This is a genomic window from Enterobacter cloacae complex sp. CARB60 (genome assembly GCF_036487345.1).
Classification (GTDB): Bacteria; Pseudomonadota; Gammaproteobacteria; order Enterobacterales; family Enterobacteriaceae; genus Enterobacter; species Enterobacter asburiae_D.
The window spans coordinates 136,394-160,962 of sequence record NZ_JAZKLC010000001.1 but is presented as its reverse complement, the minus strand read 5'-3'; the positions used below and the strand labels follow the sequence as shown (position 1 = coordinate 160,962).

Annotated in this window: 18 protein-coding genes, 6 pseudogenes and 1 other annotated feature; of the genes and pseudogenes, 15 read left to right on the top strand and 9 right to left on the bottom strand. The window is 47.5% G+C overall.

Annotated elements, in window-relative coordinates; translation table 11 throughout:
- Positions 1-4: 4 nt before the first annotated feature.
- From V4835_RS00865 to V4835_RS00845, 5 genes are all read left to right on the top strand, one after another.
- Positions 5-394, top strand: a complete 390-nt coding sequence (locus V4835_RS00865; RefSeq protein WP_172689056.1) for a hypothetical protein — start codon at positions 5-7, stop codon at positions 392-394.
- Between the two features lie 540 nt (positions 395-934).
- A complete protein-coding gene (locus V4835_RS00860) occupies positions 935-3,475 on the top strand; it encodes a DUF2169 family type VI secretion system accessory protein (protein WP_172689057.1) in 2,541 nt (846 codons plus the stop codon).
- Positions 3,472-4,533 carry a pentapeptide repeat-containing protein gene (locus V4835_RS00855; RefSeq protein WP_172687039.1) on the top strand — a complete coding sequence of 354 codons (1,062 nt, stop codon included), beginning with the start codon at positions 3,472-3,474 and terminating at the stop codon, positions 4,531-4,533. The genes V4835_RS00860 and V4835_RS00855 overlap by 4 nt, the downstream gene beginning before the upstream one ends.
- Positions 4,534-4,542: 9 nt before the next feature.
- Positions 4,543-5,148, top strand: a complete 606-nt coding sequence (locus V4835_RS00850; RefSeq protein ID WP_172687040.1) for a DUF3540 domain-containing protein — start codon at positions 4,543-4,545, stop codon at positions 5,146-5,148.
- A gap of 9 nt (positions 5,149-5,157) precedes the next feature.
- Positions 5,158-5,550 carry a DUF4150 domain-containing protein gene (locus tag V4835_RS00845; protein ID WP_172689058.1) on the top strand — a complete coding sequence of 131 codons (393 nt, stop codon included), beginning with the start codon at positions 5,158-5,160 and terminating at the stop codon, positions 5,548-5,550.
- Positions 5,551-5,713: 163 nt separating this feature from the next.
- Here V4835_RS00845 and V4835_RS24345 read toward each other — a convergent pair.
- Positions 5,714-5,941 (bottom strand): annotated as a pseudogene (locus V4835_RS24345) (Tn3 family transposase); the annotation flags it as partial.
- Positions 5,942-5,992: 51 nt separating this feature from the next.
- Here V4835_RS24345 and V4835_RS00835 point away from each other — a divergent pair.
- A pseudogene (locus V4835_RS00835) lies at positions 5,993-7,205 on the top strand (IS3 family transposase).
- Positions 6,274-6,389: a sequence feature (AL1L pseudoknot), on the top strand. Its footprint overlaps the pseudogene before it by 116 nt.
- Here V4835_RS00835 and V4835_RS00830 read toward each other — a convergent pair.
- Both V4835_RS00830 and V4835_RS00825 read right to left on the bottom strand, forming a co-directional pair.
- Complete coding sequence (locus tag V4835_RS00830; RefSeq protein WP_172687042.1) at positions 7,169-7,726, bottom strand: hypothetical protein; 558 nt, start codon at positions 7,724-7,726, stop codon at positions 7,169-7,171. The pseudogene V4835_RS00835 and the gene V4835_RS00830 sit on opposite strands and share 37 nt — an antisense overlap.
- Positions 7,716-8,519 (bottom strand): hypothetical protein, encoded by an 804-nt coding sequence (locus tag V4835_RS00825; RefSeq protein ID WP_172687043.1) that lies wholly within the window; start codon positions 8,517-8,519, stop codon positions 7,716-7,718. Before V4835_RS00825 ends, V4835_RS00830 begins: the two co-directional genes overlap by 11 nt.
- A gap of 382 nt (positions 8,520-8,901) precedes the next feature.
- Between V4835_RS00825 and V4835_RS00820 the strand changes: the two are divergent.
- The 3 pseudogenes from V4835_RS00820 to V4835_RS00810 all read left to right on the top strand — a co-directional run.
- A pseudogene (locus V4835_RS00820) lies at positions 8,902-10,048 on the top strand (IS3 family transposase).
- A gap of 23 nt (positions 10,049-10,071) precedes the next feature.
- Positions 10,072-10,996 (top strand): annotated as a pseudogene (locus V4835_RS00815) (IS3 family transposase); the annotation flags it as partial.
- Positions 10,994-11,347: pseudogene (locus tag V4835_RS00810) on the top strand (IS3 family transposase); the annotation flags it as partial. The pseudogenes V4835_RS00815 and V4835_RS00810, both read left to right, overlap by 3 nt.
- 337 nt (positions 11,348-11,684) lie before the next feature.
- On the opposite strand, the gene V4835_RS00805 reads toward V4835_RS00810, so the two are convergent.
- From V4835_RS00805 to fimA, 5 genes are all read right to left on the bottom strand, one after another.
- Positions 11,685-12,140 carry a fimbrial protein gene (locus V4835_RS00805; protein ID WP_406601055.1) on the bottom strand — a complete coding sequence of 152 codons (456 nt, stop codon included), beginning with the start codon at positions 12,138-12,140 and terminating at the stop codon, positions 11,685-11,687.
- Positions 12,141-12,214: 74 nt separating this feature from the next.
- A complete protein-coding gene (locus tag V4835_RS00800; RefSeq protein ID WP_272755940.1) occupies positions 12,215-13,264 on the bottom strand; it encodes a fimbrial protein in 1,050 nt (349 codons plus the stop codon).
- A gap of 16 nt (positions 13,265-13,280) precedes the next feature.
- Complete coding sequence (locus V4835_RS00795) at positions 13,281-15,767, bottom strand: fimbria/pilus outer membrane usher protein (RefSeq protein WP_320728341.1); 2,487 nt, start codon at positions 15,765-15,767, stop codon at positions 13,281-13,283.
- A 10-nt stretch (positions 15,768-15,777) separates the two neighbouring features.
- Positions 15,778-16,470 (bottom strand): fimbria/pilus periplasmic chaperone, encoded by a 693-nt coding sequence (locus V4835_RS00790; RefSeq protein ID WP_172689062.1) that lies wholly within the window; start codon positions 16,468-16,470, stop codon positions 15,778-15,780.
- A gap of 62 nt (positions 16,471-16,532) precedes the next feature.
- Positions 16,533-17,081, bottom strand: a complete 549-nt coding sequence (gene fimA, locus V4835_RS00785) for a type 1 fimbrial major subunit FimA (RefSeq protein WP_331411013.1) — start codon at positions 17,079-17,081, stop codon at positions 16,533-16,535.
- 375 nt (positions 17,082-17,456) lie between these two features.
- Here fimA and V4835_RS00780 point away from each other — a divergent pair.
- Positions 17,457-18,151 (top strand): IS1 family transposase gene (locus V4835_RS00780; protein WP_320734752.1). Its coding sequence is split into 2 segments (ribosomal slippage): positions 17,457-17,703 and positions 17,703-18,151, totalling 696 coding nucleotides; the frame shifts between segments, so codons are not numbered across the junction.
- Positions 18,152-18,464: 313 nt separating this feature from the next.
- Here V4835_RS00780 and V4835_RS00775 read toward each other — a convergent pair.
- Positions 18,465-19,040 (bottom strand): tyrosine-type recombinase/integrase, encoded by a 576-nt coding sequence (locus tag V4835_RS00775; RefSeq protein ID WP_172686939.1) that lies wholly within the window; start codon positions 19,038-19,040, stop codon positions 18,465-18,467.
- 874 nt (positions 19,041-19,914) lie between these two features.
- Here V4835_RS00775 and V4835_RS00770 point away from each other — a divergent pair.
- The 5 genes and pseudogenes from V4835_RS00770 (at position 19,915) to V4835_RS00750 (ending at position 24,554) form a co-directional block, all read left to right on the top strand.
- Positions 19,915-20,834 (top strand): annotated as a pseudogene (locus V4835_RS00770) (IS5 family transposase).
- 495 nt (positions 20,835-21,329) lie between these two features.
- On the top strand, positions 21,330-21,911 hold the full coding sequence (locus tag V4835_RS00765; protein ID WP_172686940.1) for a tyrosine-type DNA invertase: 582 nt from the start codon (positions 21,330-21,332) through the stop codon (positions 21,909-21,911).
- 520 nt (positions 21,912-22,431) lie between these two features.
- On the top strand, positions 22,432-22,980 hold the full coding sequence (locus tag V4835_RS00760) for a fimbrial protein (RefSeq protein WP_331411012.1): 549 nt from the start codon (positions 22,432-22,434) through the stop codon (positions 22,978-22,980).
- Between the two features lie 74 nt (positions 22,981-23,054).
- Positions 23,055-23,609, top strand: a complete 555-nt coding sequence (locus V4835_RS00755) for a fimbrial protein (RefSeq protein ID WP_331411011.1) — start codon at positions 23,055-23,057, stop codon at positions 23,607-23,609.
- A gap of 132 nt (positions 23,610-23,741) precedes the next feature.
- On the top strand, positions 23,742-24,554 hold the full coding sequence (locus tag V4835_RS00750) for a fimbrial biogenesis chaperone (RefSeq protein WP_320729456.1): 813 nt from the start codon (positions 23,742-23,744) through the stop codon (positions 24,552-24,554).
- Positions 24,555-24,569 lie beyond the last annotated feature (15 nt).

The window sequence follows — 24,569 nt, the reverse complement described above, 5'->3', positions numbered from 1 at the left end:
GATTATGGATATCAAGAAAGTGATCGCATCGATCTCAGGCATTGAATTATTTTTTATGATAGCCGGGATTATTGTTCCTATAATATTTATCGGTTACATTTTTTTCTTTAAGATCAAGTCTAAAGGAGTTGTTGATGATTGCCGATTGATTAAACATGATTCATGGGCAGGAGACCTTATCAGTACAAAAATGGAATCATGGCAAAAAACCAATTTGAGTCATGGGAATAACCTTTTTTTCGATGTATTCTTTTACACAGGTGACGGTTCGGAATTGAAATCAGCCAAGGCACTTGTTGCTCTGAGCGATATGCACCTACTTAAAAAGGGATTAGATATAATTGTGAAACAAGGTGAAAAGGGAAGGGTTGCAGTATTAAAAATAAATTTTTAATACTCAGAGGTTGAATGAAACACGCTAGGGGCGTTGCTTTTTTTTCGATGTTTTGATGGTCGCCCCTCCCTTAATCAATGTAATGTCACCCTAGTTAATAATATAATTTCATTCTTGTTGGATTGATTTGTTAATGGTTTTATTATGGTGATAATTGCCTACTTCATATGTTCAGCATTTTCCTTGACTTTTATTTATGTTTTGATTTCTCTGTATCGCAGAGATCTCAGAAACAAAAATCAAAAACGAAGTCTTGAGGGATGGGGTTGATACCACAGCGGTCATCATGCAGGTTGCCAGTTGCTCTGGCGGTAATTCAGGGTGTATCAATATCTCCATAGAGTTTCGTTATCAAAACTAACGTGGTGAAGAGCTGAACGGGCAGTAACTGGCGGAGATCGACGCCATGGACAGCGCGAAATATTAACTCGGGCAGCGCATCAACATTCGTTATACCCGCACCGATGCACGGAAAACGCTTGTTGATATTCCCAATACCCTAATGAAACGGAAAAACAGATCTTCCTAAGGACGTATTCCATGAAGATTATTAAACCGCTACGCCTCAGCGTGCTAAATCGCCCCTTTCGCCTGCAGGGAAAATACCATCTTGGTGTTACGGTGCTGGCGCTGGCGGATATGGGGACAAAACCCCAGCTGCGCCCGGAAGTTGAAATGTGGCAACTGGCGGCCAGCGAGTTGCAGACCAGCGGCGGAGTGCTGGATATGGCGATCCCCAAGGCCCGCGCCGAATTTCTGGCAACAGGCTTTGCTTATACCCACCATCAGCAGGATAAAACCCTGTGCGCTGCGCGCATAGATGTCGAGTCGCGCAGCAAAACGCTCGTAATCTCCGGCGACCGAATCTGGTCCGGTTCACACCCCACGCCGCCACGCCCGTTTGAGCAGATGCGCCTTGACTGGAGCCGCGCCTTTGGCGGCGAAGGCTATGCCGATAATCCGCACGGCATCGGCGCGCTGGAGGAAACTCAGGATGGCCTCAAGTATCGCCGCCTGCCGAATATTGAACCGCTGCACCAGCGCATTACCTCACCACTCCAGCAGCCGGAACCGGTCAGCTTTGGCCCGCTGGATATGCAGTGGCCGCGCCGCATGAAGCGTATGGGTAAGGCCTATGACGCAAGCTGGATGCAGAACGAGTTTCCCGGCTTCGCGCGCGATATCGACTGGCGGGTATTTAACGCCGCCAGCCCTGACCAGTGGTGGGACGATCGCGACAGCCTGCCCGATGAAGCGGAGTGGCGCATCTGGAATATGCACCCGGAGAAAGCCCTGCTGCATGGCAGGCTGCCGCCGTGGCAGGCGCGCTGCTTTATTAATCGCCAGCGCGGCGATGAGCTGCTGTTTGAAGAGATCCAGCTGCGCGCCACCACCGTCTGGTTCTTCCCGCATAAGGAGCAGATGGTGCTTATGTGGCAGGGCAACCGGCGCATCAACGAAGATGACGCCGCCGACGTGCAGCAGCTGATGCCCGCGCTGGAAACCACTGGTGCTACCCGCTCGCTGAATCACTATCGCAAAGTGCTGGCGCAGCGGCTGGATAAAGAGAAGGGCGCATTGTTTGCCTTCCGTGAAAAAGATCTTGTGCCGGAAAACGCCATCGGACCCTGGCTGGACAGCGAAGCGCAGGCCAGCGAGTGCCCGATGCAGAACAATATGGTAAATCGCGCCAGCCAGCTGTGCGAGCAGCACCGCGCAAGGCTGGAGGCGCAAGGGGGGGATATCAGCACCCTGCTTGCCGAGGTTGAAGAGCCGGAGATGCCAAAGCTGGACGAGCTGCCCGAGTTTATCGAGAAGATGGAGCGTAAAGCGGCAGAGATGCAGCAGCAGGCCGAAGCACGCAAGCGGGAGATGGAAGCAAAATATCCCGATGCAGCCAGCCGCGATAACCTGCCGCGTGGCCCGGAATCAATGCACCGAATGCAGGAGATGCAGCACCAGCATGGCGATAAAATGACGCAGAAGAAACTGCAGCAGAGCCGCGAGGCAATGCACCAGCTGTACCTGATGTCGGTGCAGAGTCAGCAGCCGGCGCTGCGCTTGACCGGCGATCTCGCGCTGATTATCCGCCAGCGCGCAGAACGCACCATGGCGCAGTGTGGCGACTTCAGCGGGCTGGATCTGACAGGGGCGGACTTATCCGGGATGGATCTGCGCGGCGCCAATTTTCATCAAACCCTGCTGGAGTGCGCCGACCTCAGCGGCTGCCAGCTGGACGGTGCCAGCTTCACTGAAGCGATGCTGGCACGTGCCAACCTGCACAATGCTTCGCTGCGCGGCTGCGACCTGAGCAGCGCCAGCCTGGCGCTGGCGCAGTGCCAGAACAGCTGTTTCAGCGGTGCGAAGCTGAAAGAGACGCAACTGGAGCATGCGCTGCTCGACGGCTGTGATTTCAGCCACGCCACGCTGGAGAACCTCCTGCTGCGCGAAAGCGGAATCAGCGGCTGCGGCTTCCAGCAGGCCAACCTTGAGGGCTGCATATTTATGGAGATGACGCTGGCGCAGCCAGACTTCAGTCAGGCAACGCTGCGCAAAACCACCTTTCTGAAATGTCAGCTGCAGGCAGCGCGATTCAGCGGTGCAGATCTTGAGAGCTGCTCCTGGGTGGAGAGCAACGCCGACGGGGCGCGCTTTGACCAAGCGACACTGACTACCTGCGCGCTGGCTGCGGAAAGCTCGCTGGCCGGGGCCGACTTCAACGGTGCAACGCTGAAGCAGAGCAATATGCGCCAGACCGTTCTAAACGGCGCACAGTTTACGCTGGCGAAGTTAGAGAACAGTGACCTCAGCGAAGCCAACTGCCAGGGTGCCAACTTTACGCGCGCCAACTTGGTCGGCAGTTTGTTTATGCGCACCGATTTCCGCCGCGCCGATTTTAGCGATGCCAATCTGATGGGCGCCCTGATGCAGAAAACGCAGCTGGGCGGCGCCCGCTTCCACGGTGCTAACCTGTTCCGCGCCGATCTGTCGCAGTCATTCACTGATGATACAACCTCGCTGACGGGGGCCTTTATCAGGCGGGTCAAAACCTTGCCAAAGCGTGACGGAGAAGTGATATGAATGCAGCCGAACTGCAGCAGAAGATCAAAAGCGGCGAACCGATCAGTGAGATCAATCTGGACGGCCTCGACCTTAGCGGTTGTGATCTCTCCGGCGGAATCTTACAGGAGGTCTCACTGCAGGGGGCTAACCTGCGTGGCGCTAACCTGCATGAAACTGTATTTACCGAGTGCCAACTGGAGGGCGCAGAACTGACGGGCGCTACCCTGCAACAGACTGTATTTAACCAGTGCGGGATGGCGCCGCTGCATAGCAGCGACAGCACGCTTAGCGAATGCGTGTTTAACCAGTGCGCGCTTAGCGGCAGTGATTTTGCGCGCAGCGTTCTGGATAAAACCCAGTTTATGCGCTGCGCGCTGGCGCACAGCCGCTTCAGCCAGGCACGGCTTGAGCGCAGTACCTTTTTCGAATCCCCACTGACAGAAGCGCATTTCAACGGCTGCCGCTCCCTGCTGACCACCTTTTTTGGCATTGACCTGCGCAGCACCGATCTCAGCAGCAGCCAGTTTGAACGCGTTGTGTTCTTTAACTGCGACCAGCGCGGAAAAAACTATGCGCAGCAGCAGTTTACCGGCTGCCAGTTTACCGACAATCAACTGGACGGCGCCAACTTCAACGGTGCCCAGCTGACGCAGTGCAACTTCAAAGGTGCCTCGCTGAAGCAGGCTCAGCTGCGCCAGGTGAATGCCAGTCAGGCGCTGTTTATGGCGGCGGACCTGAGCGGCGCGCAGTGCCAGCATAGCCTCTTTGACCAGGCGCTGTTTGTCGGGGCCACGCTAAGCGGGGCCGACTTCAGCCACAGCCGCCTGTTTCAAAGCATTCTGCAGCAGGTCATGGCATGCAAGACGTCGTTCGCCCTGTGCGACCTAACCTACAGCGATTTTTCCGCCGCCGATTTACGCCAGGCGGATTTTCGCAGCGCCACATTTTCCCGTACCCACATGCACCGTGCACGCCAGGATAATGCCCACTTTTCGGACCGTAAGGGCATTCTTGAATATGATGAAGAGTTACTGGCTGCCGAAGCCTGGAGTATTGAGCGGCAGAGCAGCAGTTGAGGAGAAATTATGAACAATATCAATCACAAACTGGCGCAGGCGGTAATGCTGCCGGTGCAGGCTTCCGGCAGCATTACCCACGTTTTTGCCGATGGAAGCCTGAACGTTGAGAGTGAAGGGCGCGGCTGGCACTGTCAGCGTGCGGTAAGCTGCGTGATTGCCCCACAGGTGGGCGATCGGGTGTTAATCAACCACGTCGATAACCAGATCTGGCTGCTGGCGGTGCTGGAGCGGGTCAATCCGCAGGCGGCGGAGCTAAGCGTGCCCGGCGACCTGCATATTCGCAGCAGCGGTGAGCTGAGCCTGAGCAGCGCTGCGCTGCGTGTTACGGCTGACGAGGGCGACTGCCATGTCAGCACGATGAACTACAGCGGTGACAAGCTCTCCGCGTGGGTCAGCCTGTCGCGCATCGTCGGCAAACGCGCCGAGTCCGTCTGGCAGACGGTAAGCCAGATCAGCCACAACCTGCTGCGCACTACGCGCAACACCGAGCAGGTGCGCGCCGGGCAGCTGGATATGAAGGCCGAGGACTATGCGCGCCTGCATGCGCACAACACTGTGATCACCTCGAAGGCGATCACTAAAGTCGATTCTGAACAGATCCATATGGGCTGAGGAGCTTCTATGTTTGCTAACTGCCAGCTGTCTGGCGTTGACCTAGCTTTTCCCGACGTCTGCCTGACGCCGATGCCGGTGCCGACGCCGGTTCCTTATCCGGATATCGCGCTGGGGCCGACGGCAATACCTAATGCGCTAAATATTCTGTTTATGGGAATGCCCGCGCACAACATGGCAACGGTGACGCCGCTGACGAATGGTGATAACCCCGGCGTGGCGACCGGCGTCGCTTCCGGCACGGTAATGGGGCCGTCGCGCCATCTGACCGGGGCCTTTAGCGTGCTGCTTAAGGGCACCCCGGCCACGCGGCTTACCAGCGTTACCCTGCAAAACTCCACCAATGCTATTGGCATGCGTATTGTGCCCAGCCAGTTCAAGGTGCTGATGCTTGCGCCTTAATTTGCTCCACATCTATTTAAACAACTGTTCGATTTTGCGTGACTAAGATGTGGAGTTAAATTAGGTTACGGCCATGATACGTGCGTTGAACAAAATGATGCTAATCGAGATGTCAGATAGTGTGCGAATTGTCTGAGAACTCAGTGATGCGAGGCGCTTTTTATCTAAATGTGCTAGGAATGACAGCACCGTAGAACCCGGTGTACTGATCTGAAATGAAGTTGTACCAGGTGATGCCACGTCCTTAGCCAAAATTTTTGTTCGGTCCGGCGTTGAGCCTTTCCACCGGCGTGACAAAGCGCATTCCATCAGCTGAAGCCACCTCACCACCGCCCCTGTGGCCGGCAAGCTTCAGTGTCGACGGAAAATCAACCAGCCGGGCATTGGAACTGAACCGCCCCGGGAATCCTGGAGACTAAACTCCTTGAGAGAGGTAAACAGGATGACTAAAAATACTCGCTTTTCCCCTGAGATTCGTCAGCGGGCCGTTCGTATGGTTATTGAAAGCCAGAATGACTATGACTCGCAGTGGGCGGCCATCAGTTCCATCGCCCCTAAAATCGGCTGTACGCCCGAGACCCTGCGTATCTGGCTGCGTCAGTATGAACGTGATGCCGGTGGCGGTGATGGTGGCCTCACCACCACTGAGCGTCAGCGTCTGAAAGAGCTGGAGCGGGAGAACCGCGAGCTACGGCGCAGCAATGATATCCTGCGACAGGCCTCAGCTTATTTTGCGAAGGCGGAGTTCGACCGCCTCTGGAAAAATAGCCCTCCTGGTGGATACCCTGAGCGATGAATACGGGGTCGGACCGGTATGCCATGAGCTGGATATCGCCCCGTCTTCATACTACCGCCACCGTGAATATCAGCTGCATCCTGACAGACGCAGCCATCGCGACCAGCGTGATGAACAACTGAAGCAGGAGATACAGCGCGTGTACGACGAAAACCACAGCGTCTATGGTGTTCGCAAGGTCTGGCGCCAGCTGCTGCGGGAGGGCTTCAGCGTGGCCCGATGCACCATCGCGCGACTGATGAAAAACATGGGGCTTGCCGGGGTGCGCCGGGGCAAAAAGGTCCGGACTACCGTCAGCCGGAAAGAAGCTGCGGCAGGCGACCGGGTCAACCGTCAGTTCGTGGCAGAGCGTCCCAATCAGCTTTGGGTAGCAGACTTCACATACGTGAGTACCTGGCAGGGCTTCGCGTATGTGGCGTTCATCATCGACGTGTTCGCCGGAGCCATCGTGGGCTGGCGGGTGTCGTCATCGATGGAAACCACGTTCGTGCTGGATGCGCTGGAGCAGGCGCTGTGGGCCCGCCGGCCATCAGGCACCATCCATCACAGCGACAAAGGTTCACAGTACGTGTCGCTGGCATAGACACAGCGGTTGCAGGAGGCGGAGCTTCTGGCTTCAACGGGAAGTACGGGTGACTCTTATGATAACGCGATGGCCGAAAGCATCAACGGCCTGTACAAAGCGGAGGTGATACACAGACAAAGCTGGAAAAGCCGTGCAGAGGTTGAGCTGGCGACGCTGGCGTGGGTGGACTGGTACAACAATCGCCGGTTGCTGGAAAGGCTGGGGCATATCCCACCGGCAGAAGCCGAACAGGCATATTATGCTTCCATCGGGAATAAGGATCTGGCAGCCTGAGTTCCCAACCAAAATACTCTCCCGGAAAACCGGGGCAGTTCACAGCGATGTTCGAACCGGGCCACCACAGCACCGTTGATTTCCAGCATCTGATGCCAGATGGTGGTCACCGAACCGGTCAGGGGATCTTCACTGTCCGTCTGCCACGATGAACTGAACAGCAGACCATCAGGATCTCTTCGCAGATGGAAGTTAACGAAGATACTGTTCCTGACGAGCAGGGAATAGTATCCTTCATAGCCCCACACCTGGTAGACAACACAGCCGTTGATTCTGACCGGCATCAGGCCGTCGCGGAGTGACGTCAGGTCCACCGTGATCCCCAGCTCTGCATGCCTGTCAATGTGGTGGGTCAGTTCACGCAGCTCGCTCCCCAGGCGGGTACCGAAGAAAATAAGCGTAAAGCCGTCCTTGTCGGCGGTCATCTCCCTGACATGCTGCAGCAGTTCGTCCACGTTGCGAACGTTTTCGGTCCGCTGCGGCGGCAGATGGCTCAGGATGCGGTAAACGTCATGAAGCATGATAATTTTTGACTTCCTGGAGCGCTTTCAACTCGCCGTATACATTGCTGTTAATGCCCCGGGCAATGATAATTTTTGGCATGGTTCCGCAAACTGACCTGGCCTCCCATGCTGTATCCCTGTTTTCAACGCTGCTGAAGGAAAAACGGGAAAGCAGGGCATCCTGAGCAAGCATGTCAGGCAGCCCGTGACTGAGAGTCAGATCGGTCTTTCTGAGGCGTTCTGTATCGACTTCAGCATGAATAAGTTCATCCCGCATACTCTGACTGAACGCCAGAATATAGGCATCAAGCGTTGTATTGAAAGCCGTTATCTTCGCCTTGAAATCTTTCTCTGGCATTAAATACCCGTCAGAGGGGGCATCTTCACGACGTTTCATTCCCTGTAGCCGACTGATAATTTGCTGCTTTGTATAATACGTGAAGATATTCTCATCCAGCGCATCCTGTACACGCCTGCTGACAGTAAGAGGCCCAGCGGAAAGATAAAAAACAATATCTGCGTAACTGCCGTAAATATTCCTGATATCTTCATAGGTGCCCATATAAATAACACCGGAAATGGTTTCGGTATCACTGAATGATGAAAATGTTCTTATGAGTCCGGTCAGCATTTCGTACCAGCCGTCTTCACTCCCGTTACTTCGGTGTTCCAGCCTGATGATGCTGTCAATAATATCAGTGACTGACTTGAACGAAAACGTCAGGCGACCGTGTGCGCCAGTGGGATAGACAAGGTCTGAATTCAGAAGTCGCCTGACAACCTCTTTCAGGGGCACATTCCTTTTCTGCATCTTTTCGGATCTGCATGGGAGAAAACCCGTAAAGTATATGATTATTTAACAAAACCAATAAAATCATATCTAATATGATAGTTATCATTAGCCATAAAATCATACCTGATATGATGTTTACTTAATTCGTTAAAAAACATTCTAAGTATCATTTTTACTTAACCTGACATTATCAGATGGTGCGTGCAGAATGGACGAAGAAATGATGTTTTCATTCAGCTATGAGCTGCTGACGCAGAAAGCAGAGGAAGAAATCAGGAAATGCGACCTTCGCCAGGATGGCCCCTACTACGTCCAGGAGCTGAACAGGGCGCCAGACTGAATCGCCACGGGTTTAACAGACACCTCAGAGTCATTTAAGATGGCTTAAAGAGAGGTGCCCATGAGCGGTAAGCGTTATCCCGAAGAGTTTAAAACTGAAGCAGTCAAACAGGTTGTTGATCGCGGTTATTCTGTTGCCAGCGTTGCAACACGTCTCGATATCACCACCCACAGCCTTTATGCCTGGATAAAGAAGTACGGTCCGGATTCTTCCACTAATAAAGAACAGTCAGATGCTCAGGCCGAGATCCGCCGTCTCCAGAAAGAGCTGAAACGGGTTACCGACGAACGGGACATATTAAAAAAAGCCGCGGCGTACTTCGCAAAGCTGTCCGACTGAGGTACGCCTTTATCCGTGACAACTCCTGTTGCTGGCCTGTTCGCCTGCTCTGTCGGGTGCTGGATGTTCATCCCAGTGGTTTTTACGCCTGGCTTCAGCAGCCGCATTCACAACGCCATCAGGCAGACCTGAGACTGACAGGACAGATTAAACAGTTCTGGCTGGAATCGGGATGCGTCTATGGTTATCGCAAAATCCATCTGGATCTGCGTGACAGCGGGCAACAGTGCGGAGTAAACAGAGTCTGGAGACTGATGAAACGTGTCGGAATAAAGGCTCAGGTCGGATACCGAAGCCCGCGGGCACGTAAAGGCGAGGCCAGTATCGTGTCACCCAACAGGCTCCAGCGACAGTTCAATCCGGATGCTCCTGATGAGCGTTGGGTAACGGACATAACCTACATCAGGACCCACGAAGGCTGGCTGTATCTTGCCGTTGTTGTTGATCTGTTCTCACGCAAAATTATCGGCTGGTCCATGCAATCCCGGATGACAAAGGACATTGTCCTGAACGCACTGCTGATGGCTGTATGGCGGCGTAATCCCGAAAAACAGGTGCTGGTTCATTCGGATCAGGGCAGTCAGTACACAAGCCATGAGTGGCAGTCGTTCCTGAAATCACACGGCCTGGAGGGTAGCATGAGCCGTCGCGGTAACTGCCATGATAATGCGGTTGCAGAAAGTTTTTCCAGTTGTTGAAACGTGAACGGATAAAGAAAAAGATCTACGGAACGCGGGAAGAAGCCCGCAGTGATATTTTTGATTACATCGAAATGTTTTATAACAGTAAGCGTCGGCATGGTTCTAGCGAACAGATGTCACCCACAGAATATGAAAACCAGTATTATCAACGGCTCGGAAGTGTCTAGATTATCCGTGGCGATTCACCCATGTTGCTCGTTTGCATGGCATTCAGCCCAGCCAGCTATTTAAGTGGAAAAACAGTATCTGGAAGGCAGCCTGACTGCCGTTGCTGCCGGAGAAGATGTCGTTCCGGCATCAGAGCTGTCCGCCGCAAACAAGCAGATCCGTGAGCTTCAGCGCCTTCTGGGTAAGAAGACGATGGAAGTAGAGATCCTGAAAGAAGCAGTGGAGTACGGACAGGCCCGAAAATGGATAGCGCATGCGCCCTTGTTGCCAAAGGACAAGGAATAGCCCAGGTAAGCAGCATCATGGGCGTGTCGCGTGCGCAATTATCACTGCGGGTTCACCGTTCTGCCGACTGGCAGGACGGGCGCACTCTCCGGCGAGACGAGGAAGCAGACGCAGAGGTCCTGTCGCGCATCCTCGGTATCATCAGCGATATGCCCAGCTATGGCTATCGCCGGGTGTGGGGAATAATGCGGAGACAGCTTCGCGATGAAGGTCTTCCCCCGGTGAATGCCAAACGGGTTTACCGTGTGATGAGCGAGCATAATCTGTTGCTGCTGCATGACAAACCACAACGGCCTCAGCGCGAGCATAACGGTAAAATCGCGGTAGCAGAGAGCAACCAGCGCTGGTGCTCAGACGGCTTCGAGTTCGGATGTGACGACGGCGGAAAACTGCGCGTGACGTTCGCGCTGGACTGCTGCGACAGAGAGACCATAGACTGGGCCGCGAGCACCGGCGGCTATGACAGCATAACAGTACAGGATGTGATGCTGGGAGCAGTGGAGAAGCGCTTCGGAGCGACGCTCCCGGACAAGCCGGTGCAGTGGCTGACAGACAACGGTTCGGCGTATACGGCGCATGACACGCGCAAGTTCGCCGCAGATCTGAATCTGGAAGCCTGCACAACGGCAGTGAGCAGTCCACAGAGTAACGGCATGGCCGAACGCAAAGAGCTGGTGCGTCTGCTGGGCAAGAAGACAATGGAAAACGAGCTGCTGAAAGGAGCCGTTGAATATGGCCAACAAAAAGTGGATAGCGCACAAGCCTTTGTTGCCAGAGGATGGCGAATAAGCCTTGTCGTAGCTCCCTCATGGTGTCACGTGCGTAACTGCATGCCATGGTCAGTCGGTCGAAGGACTGGCAGGATCGTCGAGGCATACCGTTATCGGCGATCTGCCAACGTATGGTTATCGTGGGATGTGGCACTGCTTCGCAGACAATCAGAAACTGACTACATGACCGTTATCAACGCCAAACGCGTATACCGCATCATGCGTCAGAATGCGCTGTTGCTTTATGCATTCTAACGAAGATGTGCTGGAAAAACGAGTAAAAGTCTAGTGACAATGTAAAGCATATAAGCATAAGAAAACCCGGGAAATTACAATTTAAAAAAATTTAATATAATTAATATTACAATTAGGAAAATGTCTTGTGGATGAGTTTAAAATCAATCAAACCAAGGGGGGGCTATTATGTACTCTAGCACTCATCAATAAATGAAGTTTAAAGGTTTTCCGTTTAAAAAGATGGATAATAAGGCCTTGAAATATAAAAATTAACAAATGAATATTCACAAGTGACTACCTTATAGTTTCTGGTCGTAGTAAAGTATTATACAAACCCTATTACTTATATGTAATCGATAGCAATTACTGAATCAGCATTAGCGTTTCCGGTCATAACAGGTATCACCAAAGCTTTATATTGCGCATTAAAATTTAAAATTACTTTAGCTCCAGTTATAGAATTTGATATATTATATGTTTTTGGGCGCCCAACAGGTAACCTCATGCCAGAAGAATCAGTTAATAAGATTCCGACTGAGGAGCCAAGCGTGGTGGATAATAACGTTGAATCAATGGCATTACTTTTACCTAACAAGGTTAACTTGATTTGGGAGATATTTTCACAATTTTCTAAGGTTATTGAAAATGGTATTTTCCTTGATTCCCTTCCGGCAAAGTAAAAATAAGATGAAGCCCAACTACCTAAATCAACAAATTGCTCATCACTACCCACAGATATATCACACCCCTTCTCAATCAAGTTTGCCCTTAAAATTACATTTACACTTCCCAAAGTCATAGGGTTCGCTATATAACTAAAAGTTATTGTTGAAGAAAATAAAATTTTTAAAAAAAACTTTTTCATACGATGTCCTATGCAAAATCAACGCGCAAATAACCTAAAGATGTAACTGGCCCAGAAGTCGGTTTATTACCGGTGATGCTTACAGGGTAAATTATAAGAGTTATAGTTGATTTACCCGTCATATCAAGAGTAAAAGGTATAAAGCGATTAATATCATTTGGTGTTAATGGCTTACCGGTCGAATCCTCAATATTGAATCCAACATCAGGATTGTCGGAAACCAATGAATTACCACTAACCTTTTCTGACTCTAATCTCAAAGTTAAATTAGCTTGTGCGGCAATGTTTGTGCATTGAATGTTTACATCTTTCTTAACTGGTAGAACATTTATAGCCTTGACACCAGCTGTTTGGAACGCACTAGTCGGTATGTTCCCAAAGTCGACTGACACTATTGAACCTGTATCAATAATACAGTTCTGTGGAACTATTATCATCCCGGTAATATAAACCGTAGAAACTGGGGGGCCACCAAAAGAACCTTTATTATTAGAACGATAGACATCAAATAATTTCACACTAAAATTGGACTCACCTACAAAGGGTTTAACTATATAAAGAGATATTTTCCCGCTAGCACCTGTATTTGCATACGCAGATACTTTACCATCACATTGAATATAGCTGTCTCCACTAGCCCCATTTGTGGCATTATCCCAAGGTACAGGGACGTAGCTATTCGTAAGGCCGCCTATATAAGCTTTTGCTGATGCCTGCAAATATTCATTTACTGTATACCATACTGTGCTACCATCCTGCCTAGCAATTGGCAACGACGTTTCGGTTTTAAAATATGTGGCACCATCCCCTTCGCCAGCTTTGCAATCACAAGTAACTGGCGAAGGCACTGTGCTTCCCCATGTGTAAATGTTATTAAATAAATAGCCTGTCTGGTTCTGATTTGGATCATTGATATTTTTCGTGAAATTAAAAATATAAGGAATTGTGCCATTTACAGGATGACACCATCCAGTCCCAGCATGTACGTTGGGAAAATGTAAAAATAACAATATCGACGCAAGGATGAAGTGCTTAGCAGCTCTTAGTATTAATTGCATACATTCACCTAAATGATTATTCGTGACAAACTAAAGTAAGTTGAGTTAATTTTTTATTGTCAATGCCAGATAAATTAAATTTTGAGGTGCAGTGCTGCTTTTCTAGCTCGCCCCATTTCACTCTTAAATTACCAGATTGAGTAAGCCCTGATAAAAACACTTTCCCATCTTGATCCACAATACCTGTTGTTTGAGTGTTGGTAACAACCATAGCTCCAAAAGGAATTATATTCCCATTTTTCCTTTTTAGCGTGAAGTATGCCTTTTTCCCGACCTTCGAATCGAAATCAGCACGTACTAATGCATTTTTTGTTGGAATAACATATTTAACTGCTTGATTAACATCAGTGTCATCGTTTAAGTCGGTTAAATCAAGAGCAACACGGTTTTTTCTGTAACTACTAGCATAGGGAACAATAGCATGACCATGAGAATCAGTTCTAACACCAGTGATATTTTCAACAGAAATTCCATCAACTCCTGGAGCAGAAACTATAATAGCTGATCCATAAATTGGTTGCCCAAAAACAATTCCATCATTGAATGCAACAATACTGCCATTTAACATATAGTGTAACTGTCTGTATTTATTGCTATGATTATATCCTAATGATGCTTCTGCTTTAGAACCACGAAAAGTTGAACTTAAAGACATTGAATCTTTTTCACTTTCTGCAGCAGCTTGTTGGAAGCTGTATAAAAGATTATTCTCGGCTAACAAAGTACCACTAACGCCTGTTTGTTGCGAAGCTTTACCATTTCCATCAAGTGTCGTAGTGGAAGTAGCATATAAAGAATTATATTTACCTGCGTAATCATTACCCGATTGCCTGCTGTACATCAATCCCAGGGGGAAAGAAAGATTTAGTGAAAGTAATTTATTAGCTTTATCAAAGTAACTGTTTCTGCTATAAGATATTCCTAGATTATAATTCAAATATTCCCAAAAACCATTAACCCCGATCTGCAAATTCCTATCATATGCAGATTGGCTCCAGTAATTTTCATTTTGGCCTGAGATATATAAATTACCAAGACCACCAACCCTTTGGTTAATGCTTATTTGCGCCTTGCCTTTTTTCCTTTTCCTTAAATCATTAAAGCTGTAATAACTATCATTCATGGAATCACCACTTAGATGGTTATATGAGGCTTCATTAAGAGTATAAAACCCTTCTGTCGAATATCTATAGCCAACAATTTGAATGTTTGTACCATACTTGTTAAGTGATTTAGCATATACAATTTTATAAGATTGACCATTATGTACAGAATCGTCATTTAATACTGCATGAGAAAAAAGTACATCAGAGGAAATAGCTCCGAAATCACCTAAATCATGCGCAAGACCAAAAGCATAACTCTGATATTTTTCAGCTAGCTGGATACCCGTATTCATAGTTATATTATGTGATAAACCCAAACCGTAGGAAGCTTGTAGAATACTTTTCTCAATAGAGCTTTTTGCATCGCTTTTTCCAATTGAAAGTGAATGAACGCTTTTCCCTTCACGTTGTAGATTTGGAACCGTAGAATAAGGAACTGTATAAGAAAAAACTTTCCCGTTTTGCTCAGTAATTTTAACAAACAAATTTCCGCTGCTTGTCGTTGGATAAAGATCATTTATTTCGAAGGGCCCCGCACTAACAGTTGTTGAATATATTAAATTATTATTCTGTGTTACTTCAACCTGAGCAGTAGTGCTGGCTACACCTCTAATTGTCGGTGCAAAACCTCGCAGACTATCAGGATACATTTCCTCGTCCGAAGCAAGTTGAAAACCTTTAATTAAGACGTTTTCAAAAATATGTGACTGAGTATATAATTGGCCTATAGTTAAATGGCTTTTTAGTGAAGGCAAAGGTTTTTCCGCGTATGTGGCAATGTTCTTCCATTTATTGTTCTTCCCATCGTTATAGTTCCAAGTAGAATTATCCCTCAGGCGCCAATCTTGTATGTTTAGACCTGAAGTAAGGTTTAAAAAATAATCATTCGTTTTTTTTGTATTGTTACCGCTAAAGCGATAATTCATCAGAAATGCATTAATACCATTATCCCATTCAGTTGGCGATACGGTACCACGAGCATTGCTTTTTAATAGAAGTGATGGAATTCGAATATTTAAGCTCTGCCTTTCACTATCGTAATCAGCTTTCGCATAAGAATTTATGTCGTTTAAAAAAACGCATTCCTTGTCAATTTTTAAATTGATAAACTCATTTTCTTTTATTAATTTACCTAAGAGAGATTTATTAATGCAAGGATAAACATTTCTTTCATGCGCTTCTTCCTTTATCGAAAAATACACATCATCTTCTATTAGATACTCGTCGTTGACATAGATATCTAGCCGATACACGCCCGGAGCCAAACCATCATGGTCATAGATGGCCAAATCCGCGACCTTTCCTGCCTTAGCATCCAGAAAATTAGGATTAAAAAACTCCTCAGCATATGACAAGTGAGAAATAATTACGGAGATCAGTAATAATCTGGTTTTCATATATTGAGGCTCACAGCTTAACTGATGTAACTGGAGAGTTCCCACCGAAATCATTCACACTTTGAAATGATAAGTTGATTATTTTATCATGTTTTACAAATGGTACCAAGGTTGTACTGTACGGAGAAAACATATGAGTTGAAACTTTTTCATTATTTATTTTGAAGTTAATTAATGTTATGAAATATGGAGTTGGGTTTTTAACTTGCATACCACCTAAAACTGGTAAAAACTGGAGTTTCTTATATGCATCAAGTGAAGAGCCATAAATTCCATTTGGTCTATAAATGAGTTTTATGCGCGACAGCACAGCAATTTGCAATACATTTTTACCATCCATGTCTTTTTTTTCCAATGATGGGATGGCTTTGCTATTCAAATAAAATATTGTTTCTTTACCTGCCGCTTCTCCATCACCGATGTAAGATATTCTAATGGTATTTTCAGATGATGGCTTACTTACAAATAAAGGCGGAGTAAGAATAAAATTATCACTTTTTTTCCCATCTTCAGTTTCTATCCAAGATTGAATCAAAAATCTTTTTTTTTCATCACTATTTGTAATATTCAGTACTGTGCTTTTTTTATCTGCGTTATAAATAATGCGTGTCGAGCCTAATGCGATCCCCCCACACACACCTACTTTAGTAAATGAAAGCAATGCAAAAATAAAAATAAACTTGGCAATATTATTTAGATTCATTATTTATCCTCTAATCCTTAACCCTTCATCCTTCCCTGGACGATAGCATTAATTATAAGGTACTACTGATATTGCATTACAAATGTTGCATCTGCATCAGCTTCACCTGGTGTAACAATTGCAGCTGTTGATTTGTAACGAGCATTAAATATCAAAGTATTTGTACCTGTAATCAAAGTATTTGGAGCAGAAAAAGTTGAACCATCTGGAGTCAAAACGGTTCCTTGTTTATCAGAAATTTCAATTCCTACACCAGCTGCAGCTCCGCCTGCACCACCGCCAAGATTGCTTGTAGAAAGAACAGTTGGATCGTTAGCATCAACTGCACCGCTGAATGCAACTGATGCGCTTTGTGCCACTAAAGTATCACAATCATTCAGAACAATATTGAATGGAATTGCACCAGAACGCACTCCTACTGAGGTAAAGAGAGAGCTTTTGTACTGTCCGAGATTAACCGTCTGGTCTGAGCTTTCAGCACTTACTGAACATGCAGCATTAACGATCTGCCCTTTAAAATGAACAGTACCACCTTGAACAGTTGTGCTTGCTGCACTTGCTACTGCCGAAAATAACATCATACCTAATGAAATCGAAAATAATTTTACCATCTTCTCACCTTTTATTTTGGAAATTTAACCGCATACAGGGAAAATTATTTACCCGATGTTATTTTATTTATTTAAAAAAATTTTGCATCTGAAATAATGGCATGAAAAGGTTTTTTTATGCACCTTTGGATGTCCTATAAAAAACATTGAAAACCATCCGCACAGCGCGCTGGGATATCACTCCCCCGACGGAATACCGGCGGCAGCGGGCATCGCTAACTTAAGATACAAAAGCTGTCCGGAGATGGCGGGTCAAGATCACGACCTATATTTCGACGGCTCTGGCGAAGAATCACTTAGGAGTTAAGAACAAAATTCGGTAATGCCTCTAATTGGTTGAATTCGATGTATAATGCTCGCTTTTGAGGTTTACTCATGGCCAGCGTTACCGTTAATTGCCCCCGTTGTCAGTTTGCTCAGGTTTATCGTCACGTGCAGAACCCGAACGGACACGACCGGTTCCGCTGCCAGGACTGCCACCGCGTGTTTCAGCTCACTTACTCATACGAGGCCCGTAAGCCGGGGGTTAAAGAGCAGATCACCGAAATGGCCTTCAACGGTGCCGGAGTTCGCGATACCGCCCGGACGCTGAAAGTGGATATCAATACCGTCATCCGGACTTTAAAAAACTCTCGCCACGACGAATAACGTCATCGCCAGTGGCCCATGCTGATGTGGCGCTTATCTGTGAACTCGACGAGCAATGGAGTTTTGTTGGCAGTAAGGCCGGGCAACACTGGCTCTGGTATGCGTATAACCCCAAAACAGGCAGTGTACTGGCATACACGTTTGGTCCACGAACCGATGCAACCTGCCGCGAATTACTGGCACTGCTCACCCCCTTTAACATCGGTATGCTGACCACAGATGAATGGGGCAGCTATGTCAGAGAGCTCACGAAAGCGAAGCACCTGACCGGCAAAATCTTTACTCAGCGTATTGAGTGCAACAACCTGACACTGAGAACCCGAATCAAGTGTCTGGCTCGCAGAACCATCTGCTTCTCCCGCTCTGTTGAGCTACATGAAAAAGTCATCGGTGCTTTTATCGGAAAATACATGATCTACTAATTGGAGGCATCACCCCCCCCATCCATATACTGGCATATGTCTCAGCTTTGAAATATAATTAGTGCTGTCTATCTTGATTATTTCCTTTTTATGTGAATATGCAAGCACTGAGACTCTGATAGTCATATGTAATGAAAAGAAAATCACTATACATATCATAAATAAATTATTAATCAGGGTGGGGTGCCTGGTTGAGGATGCAACATATGCAATAACATTTTAGTTTAACCCCGCCGGGCCCACTTCCTCCGTCAACTTTCTTATTTTTGATGGAAATGGGCCGCTATATATTTATGCGTACTCCTATTGCCTGTTATTTAATTTCCATTATATCGTCTGTCCATAGCTTTTCAAAACGTTTAAAGTTGCTCTGGGTATATAAAACAGTGTGCCTAATATTTCGATGCCCAAGGTAATCCTGAATGAGACGCGTGTCTGTTCCTCTGCCAGCAAGATAGTATCCGCATGAATGCCTGAGCATATGAGGGTGAACGTGTAATGAGAGACCACCAATTTCACCGCATTTTTTTATGATTTTCCACGCCTGGGTTCTGGAAATTTTTCGCCCTGACGATGATATGAAAACATTGTTTGTGAAGGCACTTTCTGGTATGAGCCTTCGGATATTAAGCCATTTTTGAAGCATATCATACTCATCTTCAGAACAGGGGTGTGCAACAGAAAAACCATTTTTAAGCCTGTTGATAAAAATTACTCTGGCATTCATATCAATATCAGAAAGTTTAATAGAGAGAAGTTCACTAATACGAAATCCATGGCGGTAAGCCATTAATATCATACAGTAATTTCTTTCTGGGTTGCGGCTTTTATCTGCACCGCACAACAACTTGCTAACTTCATATGGCGTCAAGTATTTTCTCTTATCCATGATGTTACTCCATTAATAAAAAACCGATCAAATGTTAAATGTGCTGTGTTTCGTGGCGAATATTTTCAGTCAAATTTTCCGAGGCTTTAAAATTATCTGAAGAAGATAAATCTTGCGAATTTTACGCCTGCTAACCTCAACTCATACAGTTGTGGAAATAACTGTACGATGGAGATCGTCTTAATTCTAAAGAGACCTGTAGTAACATGAACTTTGATAGCGCAAAACACCTTATAAATATAACAGGTTAATGCTATTTCACAATCTCCGACAAAAATATATTCATATTCTGTGATATACCAGTCATTAATAGCTTATGATAACATACCTTATCACTTTTATGCTTACCATTTAGACTTCTCGGTTTTTAATGTAAAGCGAATTTGTTGATTTAAACACTTGTCGGAGTGAGATGTCCAATTTTACAAGCTATTAGCACTGCACTTCATGTGCGTGGGGGGGGGTGTTAAAGATTTAAGAGAGGTTTTAATAAAAGCAAAATTCCTGATTGCCTACCAAATTAAAACATTCACTTAACAGCTTTTTCACCTCTTAACTTACATTCCACATCCTGGCGACAATTTTATACGAAATTCATTATTGTCAGCCCGGCCTCAATATATTATACTTTAGTGCAAATCATTAATTATTATTTTTAGGTGGGTGCTATATGAGTATCCGGCGTTTAACCATACTCATAAAGTAACTCCTGCTTCCTGTAACCCTAAAGTCATCGCATGTAGATATTTAAAGGCTGGTCTCCTGACAAAATATAATCATCCTGATTCAATAATACAGTGGCTTTGTTGAATAAATCGAACTTTCAGGAGATTGGCCGATCTGAACGCTACAGTCGTTTCAGAATCGGATCTTCATGGCAAAGCAAAAGTTTAAAATCACCAACTGGTCAGCCTACAACAAAGCGCTCAGACAGCGCGGTTCTCTGACGGTCTGGCTTGATGAGTCCGCCATTGCCGCATGGACAGAGAAGGCTCAGCCTGAAGGTCGCGGACGACCGCTTCACTACACCGATATGGCTATCACTACAGTTCTGATGATGAAGCGCGTGTTAAACCTGCCGCTCCGCGCTTTACAGGGCTTCGTTGACTCAATTTTTAAACTCATGGAGCTGCCTGTGCTTCCCGGACTACTCTCTGGTCAGCAGACGGGCAAAGAGCGTAAGTATCAGCATTAAGACGCCAACCCGGGGTGAAATCTCGCATCTGGTCATTGATGCTACCGGTCTGAAGGTCTTTGGTGAAGCCGAGTGGAAAGTCAGGCAGCATGGGGCTGACACACGCAGGGTATGGCGCAAGCTTCATCTGGCCGCAGACAGTGTGACGCACGAGATTATCTGTGCCGATTTATCGCTCAGCGCTACGACAGATGCGCAGGCACTGCCGGGGCTGATTAACCAGACTCACCGGAAAATCAGGGAAGCCTCAGCAGACGGTGCTTATGACACGCGCTATTGCCATGATGCGTTGCTGAGGAAAAAATCAGGCCACTGATACCAACACGAAGCGGTGCGCAATACTGGCCGGACAAGTACCGCGAGCGCAACCACGCGGTTGCGAATAAGCATCTGAGCGGCAGCAATGATTCCTGGAAAAAGAAAGTGGGCTATCACCGTCGTTCAGTAGCAGAAACAGCGATGTCTGCATCAAAACCTTGCTGGGTGGCCATTTGAGCCTGCGGAACTATGGCGCTCAGGTAAGTGAAGCGATGGCGATGGTCAAAGCGCTAAACCGGATGACGTTGTTGGGTATGCCGCACAGTGTCAGGATCGCATAACGAGTGTATAGGTGGGAGTCCTGCATCTTACCGTTGGCTGGTTCTGAATTATTCAACAAAGCCCAATACAGTAAATTTTTATTAATGACTGGCTTTGATGCTGAAAATAAAATGGATGCCATGATTTATTTTTGAATTAAGCGTGAGAGAGATACTTATAATAATTTGTTTCTTAGTGTGCGGTTTTTATTTTTAAAAGGCGGTGTATTGTTATTTCATTATATAATCACCATGCTTTGGAGGGTTTTATTCTGATTTTCATATTGATGTCGACTTTCTTATTTGTGTAAAGGTGGCTATCTTATTTGAGTAATAAAATTTATGCTATGATATAACATTTTTTATATGGAAAAATCCTAAAATCACCTTCACAGTTGATTTCGCATTTATTGTTTAATGTTAATTCTGCCTTCCTGATTTAGTATCTGATTGCATTTGGTTATAAGTAATTTTTGGACGGGTAATGTGAGCCCGTAATTCATATAAGAGGTATATATGACAGAGCGTAATTTTTTGACTATGCGTGAAGTACAAGAGCTCATTAGCGCCGCTCAATATGGGCGGACAGGCGCACGTGATTGCTGTCTCATTCTGCTTGCCTTTCGTCATGGTTTCAGGATCAGTGAACTGTTAAACCTGAGCTTTAAAGATCTGGATATGGATGAAGGTCGTATACTAATTCGCCGTCTTAAAAACGGTCTGTCGACAGTTCATCCTCTATTAAAAGACGAGCTAGACGCTATAAAAAAATGGAAGGAGCAACGAACCATGTGGTCAATGGACGTTGAACCTGAGAGAGTATTTATATCGTGCAGAGGTTCCAGGCTTTCCCGACAGCAGGCCTGGCGTATTATCAGCAATGCTGGAATGAAAGCAGGCACTGTAGTTGGGACATATCCACATATGCTGAGGCATGCGTGTGGTTATGAGCTGGCTGAGCGCGGTACTGACACGCGTCTCATTCAGGACTATCTTGGCCATCGTAATATAAGACATACTGTACGATATACCGCCAGTAACGCCGCCAGGTTCGTAGGCATCTGGGATAAAAAAAATATTCTTTACAGGAATAAATAATTCAAATTTTGAGTCTATTTAGTTGATTTCTGCTCGTTTTTGGAGCGCAGTGGGAACATTTGGGGCCAAATTGTTTCATTATATTCCTGGGCATTTAGAGGCTGCCTGGCAGAGTTAAATTCTGTATGTGGAGCTAGACTATCCAATAGGTAGTATAATATTCTACTGTATGACGTACATAGACATGCTCAATCTGTGCCGGAGAGTACATGGTGTGTGTGGGGGGGGTGGGGGGGGCTGATTGGAGGTGTCAATCAATGTAAACTTTTTAAAATTAAAAGGTAAAAAAAACAATAAGTTAAAAAAAAACAAACAGGAGTTTTGATTAATTGTTGCAAAAATTTAAGCCTTAAACCAAAATCTTAACAGTTTGGCCCCAAATGTCTCATCATGAAGTGTCCCATCATGAAGACAAAAGCCAACTGAAACGCATAAAAGTAGCCGTGTCATTTACTTTGTGCTTTATACGACGCCTGTCCTAAATCAATACTGAATGTATGAAATTTATACGAGGAAATATATGAAAAAATTACTAATTACGTCAGCGGTGGTGACAGCTCTGACTTCTTATGGGGCGATGGCTATTGACGCTAACATCAACTTCAAGGGTGCTGTAAGTTCCACTACCTGCACGCTGAATGCTGCCGATGCCGCCAAGACGCTGACCATTCCGAACGTGACAGCGAAAAACCTGATGGATTCGGGTAATAGTGCTCAGTACTCCGCAAGTGGCAGTTTTAACTTTACGGACTGCCCGGCGGGCCTGACCAAGGTGACCAGCGCCTACACCTATCAGGGGATAACCCATTCCCTTAACAATGACTGGGGGCTGGCAAATGGTGTAGATAATGTATCTTTCCAGGTTATGCAGAGCCCTAAGACTGATCTCTCAAAAAGACTGCATCTTGACGGAAGATCAAACAATCTTAATGAGGCCACCATTACCAACGGTGTTGCCACCGTACCGGTGACGGTCGGGATTTCGGCTTATAACAAAAACACCCAGTTTGTGACGCCATCAGCGGGCACCTATAGCGGGACCTTTCTCGTGGCCTTCACCTACTCCTGATGATGCCGCGCCTTCCGTTAAACACAGAACCTCCGTTTCTGAACACAAAACCTTTTTCGTTTAAGGACTTATTAATGAATAAATTCAACGCAGCCAAACTGGCACTCGCCGCCGCAGTGCTCTCCGCCACGTACGGTGCCTCCGCTGCCGTACTGACCGTCAACGGCAACATAACCCCGCAGACCTGCACCGTCGGCGTGGACAGCATTAACCAGATCGTCACCCTTCCGACCGTCGGTCCGTCTGACCTGCTTAACGCCAACAACCTGTCACCCGTGACCTTCAAGTTAGACCTCCAGAGCTGCGATGCGGCCTACGACACAGCCGCCGTGACAATCGGGGGTACCTCCATAACTTCTGACGTAGCCGGCTTCTCCTCCGTCATCGCCAGCACCGGCGACGCGACCAACGTCGGTATCGGCATCATCGGCGGCACCAGCGTCGGTACCTTCCCGGCCGGCCCCCTGCCGGTGGGCACCCCGAGTGCCACCGCTACGCTTAAAGAAACCAACGGCTTGAAGGACGGTACCCTGTACCTGCGCGCGCAGATTGTGCCGCTGAAGCAGGGAGAAGCGGTTGGTGCCGGTACGGTGGTCGGTGCCGCCACGGCAACCTTTACCTACGTTTAATGCGTGAGTTCCCCCCCTGCCTGATGCAGGGGGGCTTAAAAACTGGGCACGTCCGGCTGTATACCGCCCGATATTTAGTGCCGTTTGTTTACAGCGCTTTTTCTTATTGTCTAAAATCATGTTGGGGTCGATATGTTTTTACGCTGGAATCTTCCTGTTCACCGGGGTCGTACCCTGTTTTCGTCCCGCGCCGGGACAACCCTGCCGGCCTGTCTGGTGGCCCTATTTTCCGCGCTGTTGACACTGGCGGCCCCAGCAGGAGCCGCGGAGCCCGCTTCCCGGGCTGGTAAAGTGACCGGCGGAATCGCCGTCGGCGCCACGCGTGTCATTTACAATGAAGCCGATAACGGAGCAACTGTACGCGTTATCAACACCTCATCCATTCCCTTCCTTATCCAGACCTGGGTGGAGAGCTATAAAGGCTATGGCGCCGAAAAAACCGCAGAACTGCCGAAAGGCACCTTTATCACCACACCGCCGCTTTACCGCCAGGACACAGGGGAGAACAGCGTGCGGATCGTCAGGGCAAGCGGTGATTTTCCCCGCGACCGGGAATCCGTGTTCTGGCTGAACATCAAATCCATTGCCGCCAGTGAAAAACCGTCCCCGGACACGAACTACGTGCAGTTTGCGTTCAACACCCGGATCAAGCTTTTTTACCGTCCTGCAGGGCTGGCAGGAAAACCGTCTGAGGCGTACAGCGCCCTGACCTTCTCCCGCGCTGGCAACACCCTCACTGCTACCAACCCCACGGCCTATAACGTGACCGTTAACAGTCTGAAAGTGGGTGGCGTTACGGTTGAGGATGCGGATAAGCGCATGGTGCCGCCGAAGGGAACGCAGTCCTGGACGCTGCCGGAAAAGGCGCACGGAAACAGCGTCACGTATGTGTCGCTTAACGACTTTGGCGGGCTGACTCCGCCGCTTACGGTAACAGCACGGTGATGCGGTCTGCGGGGG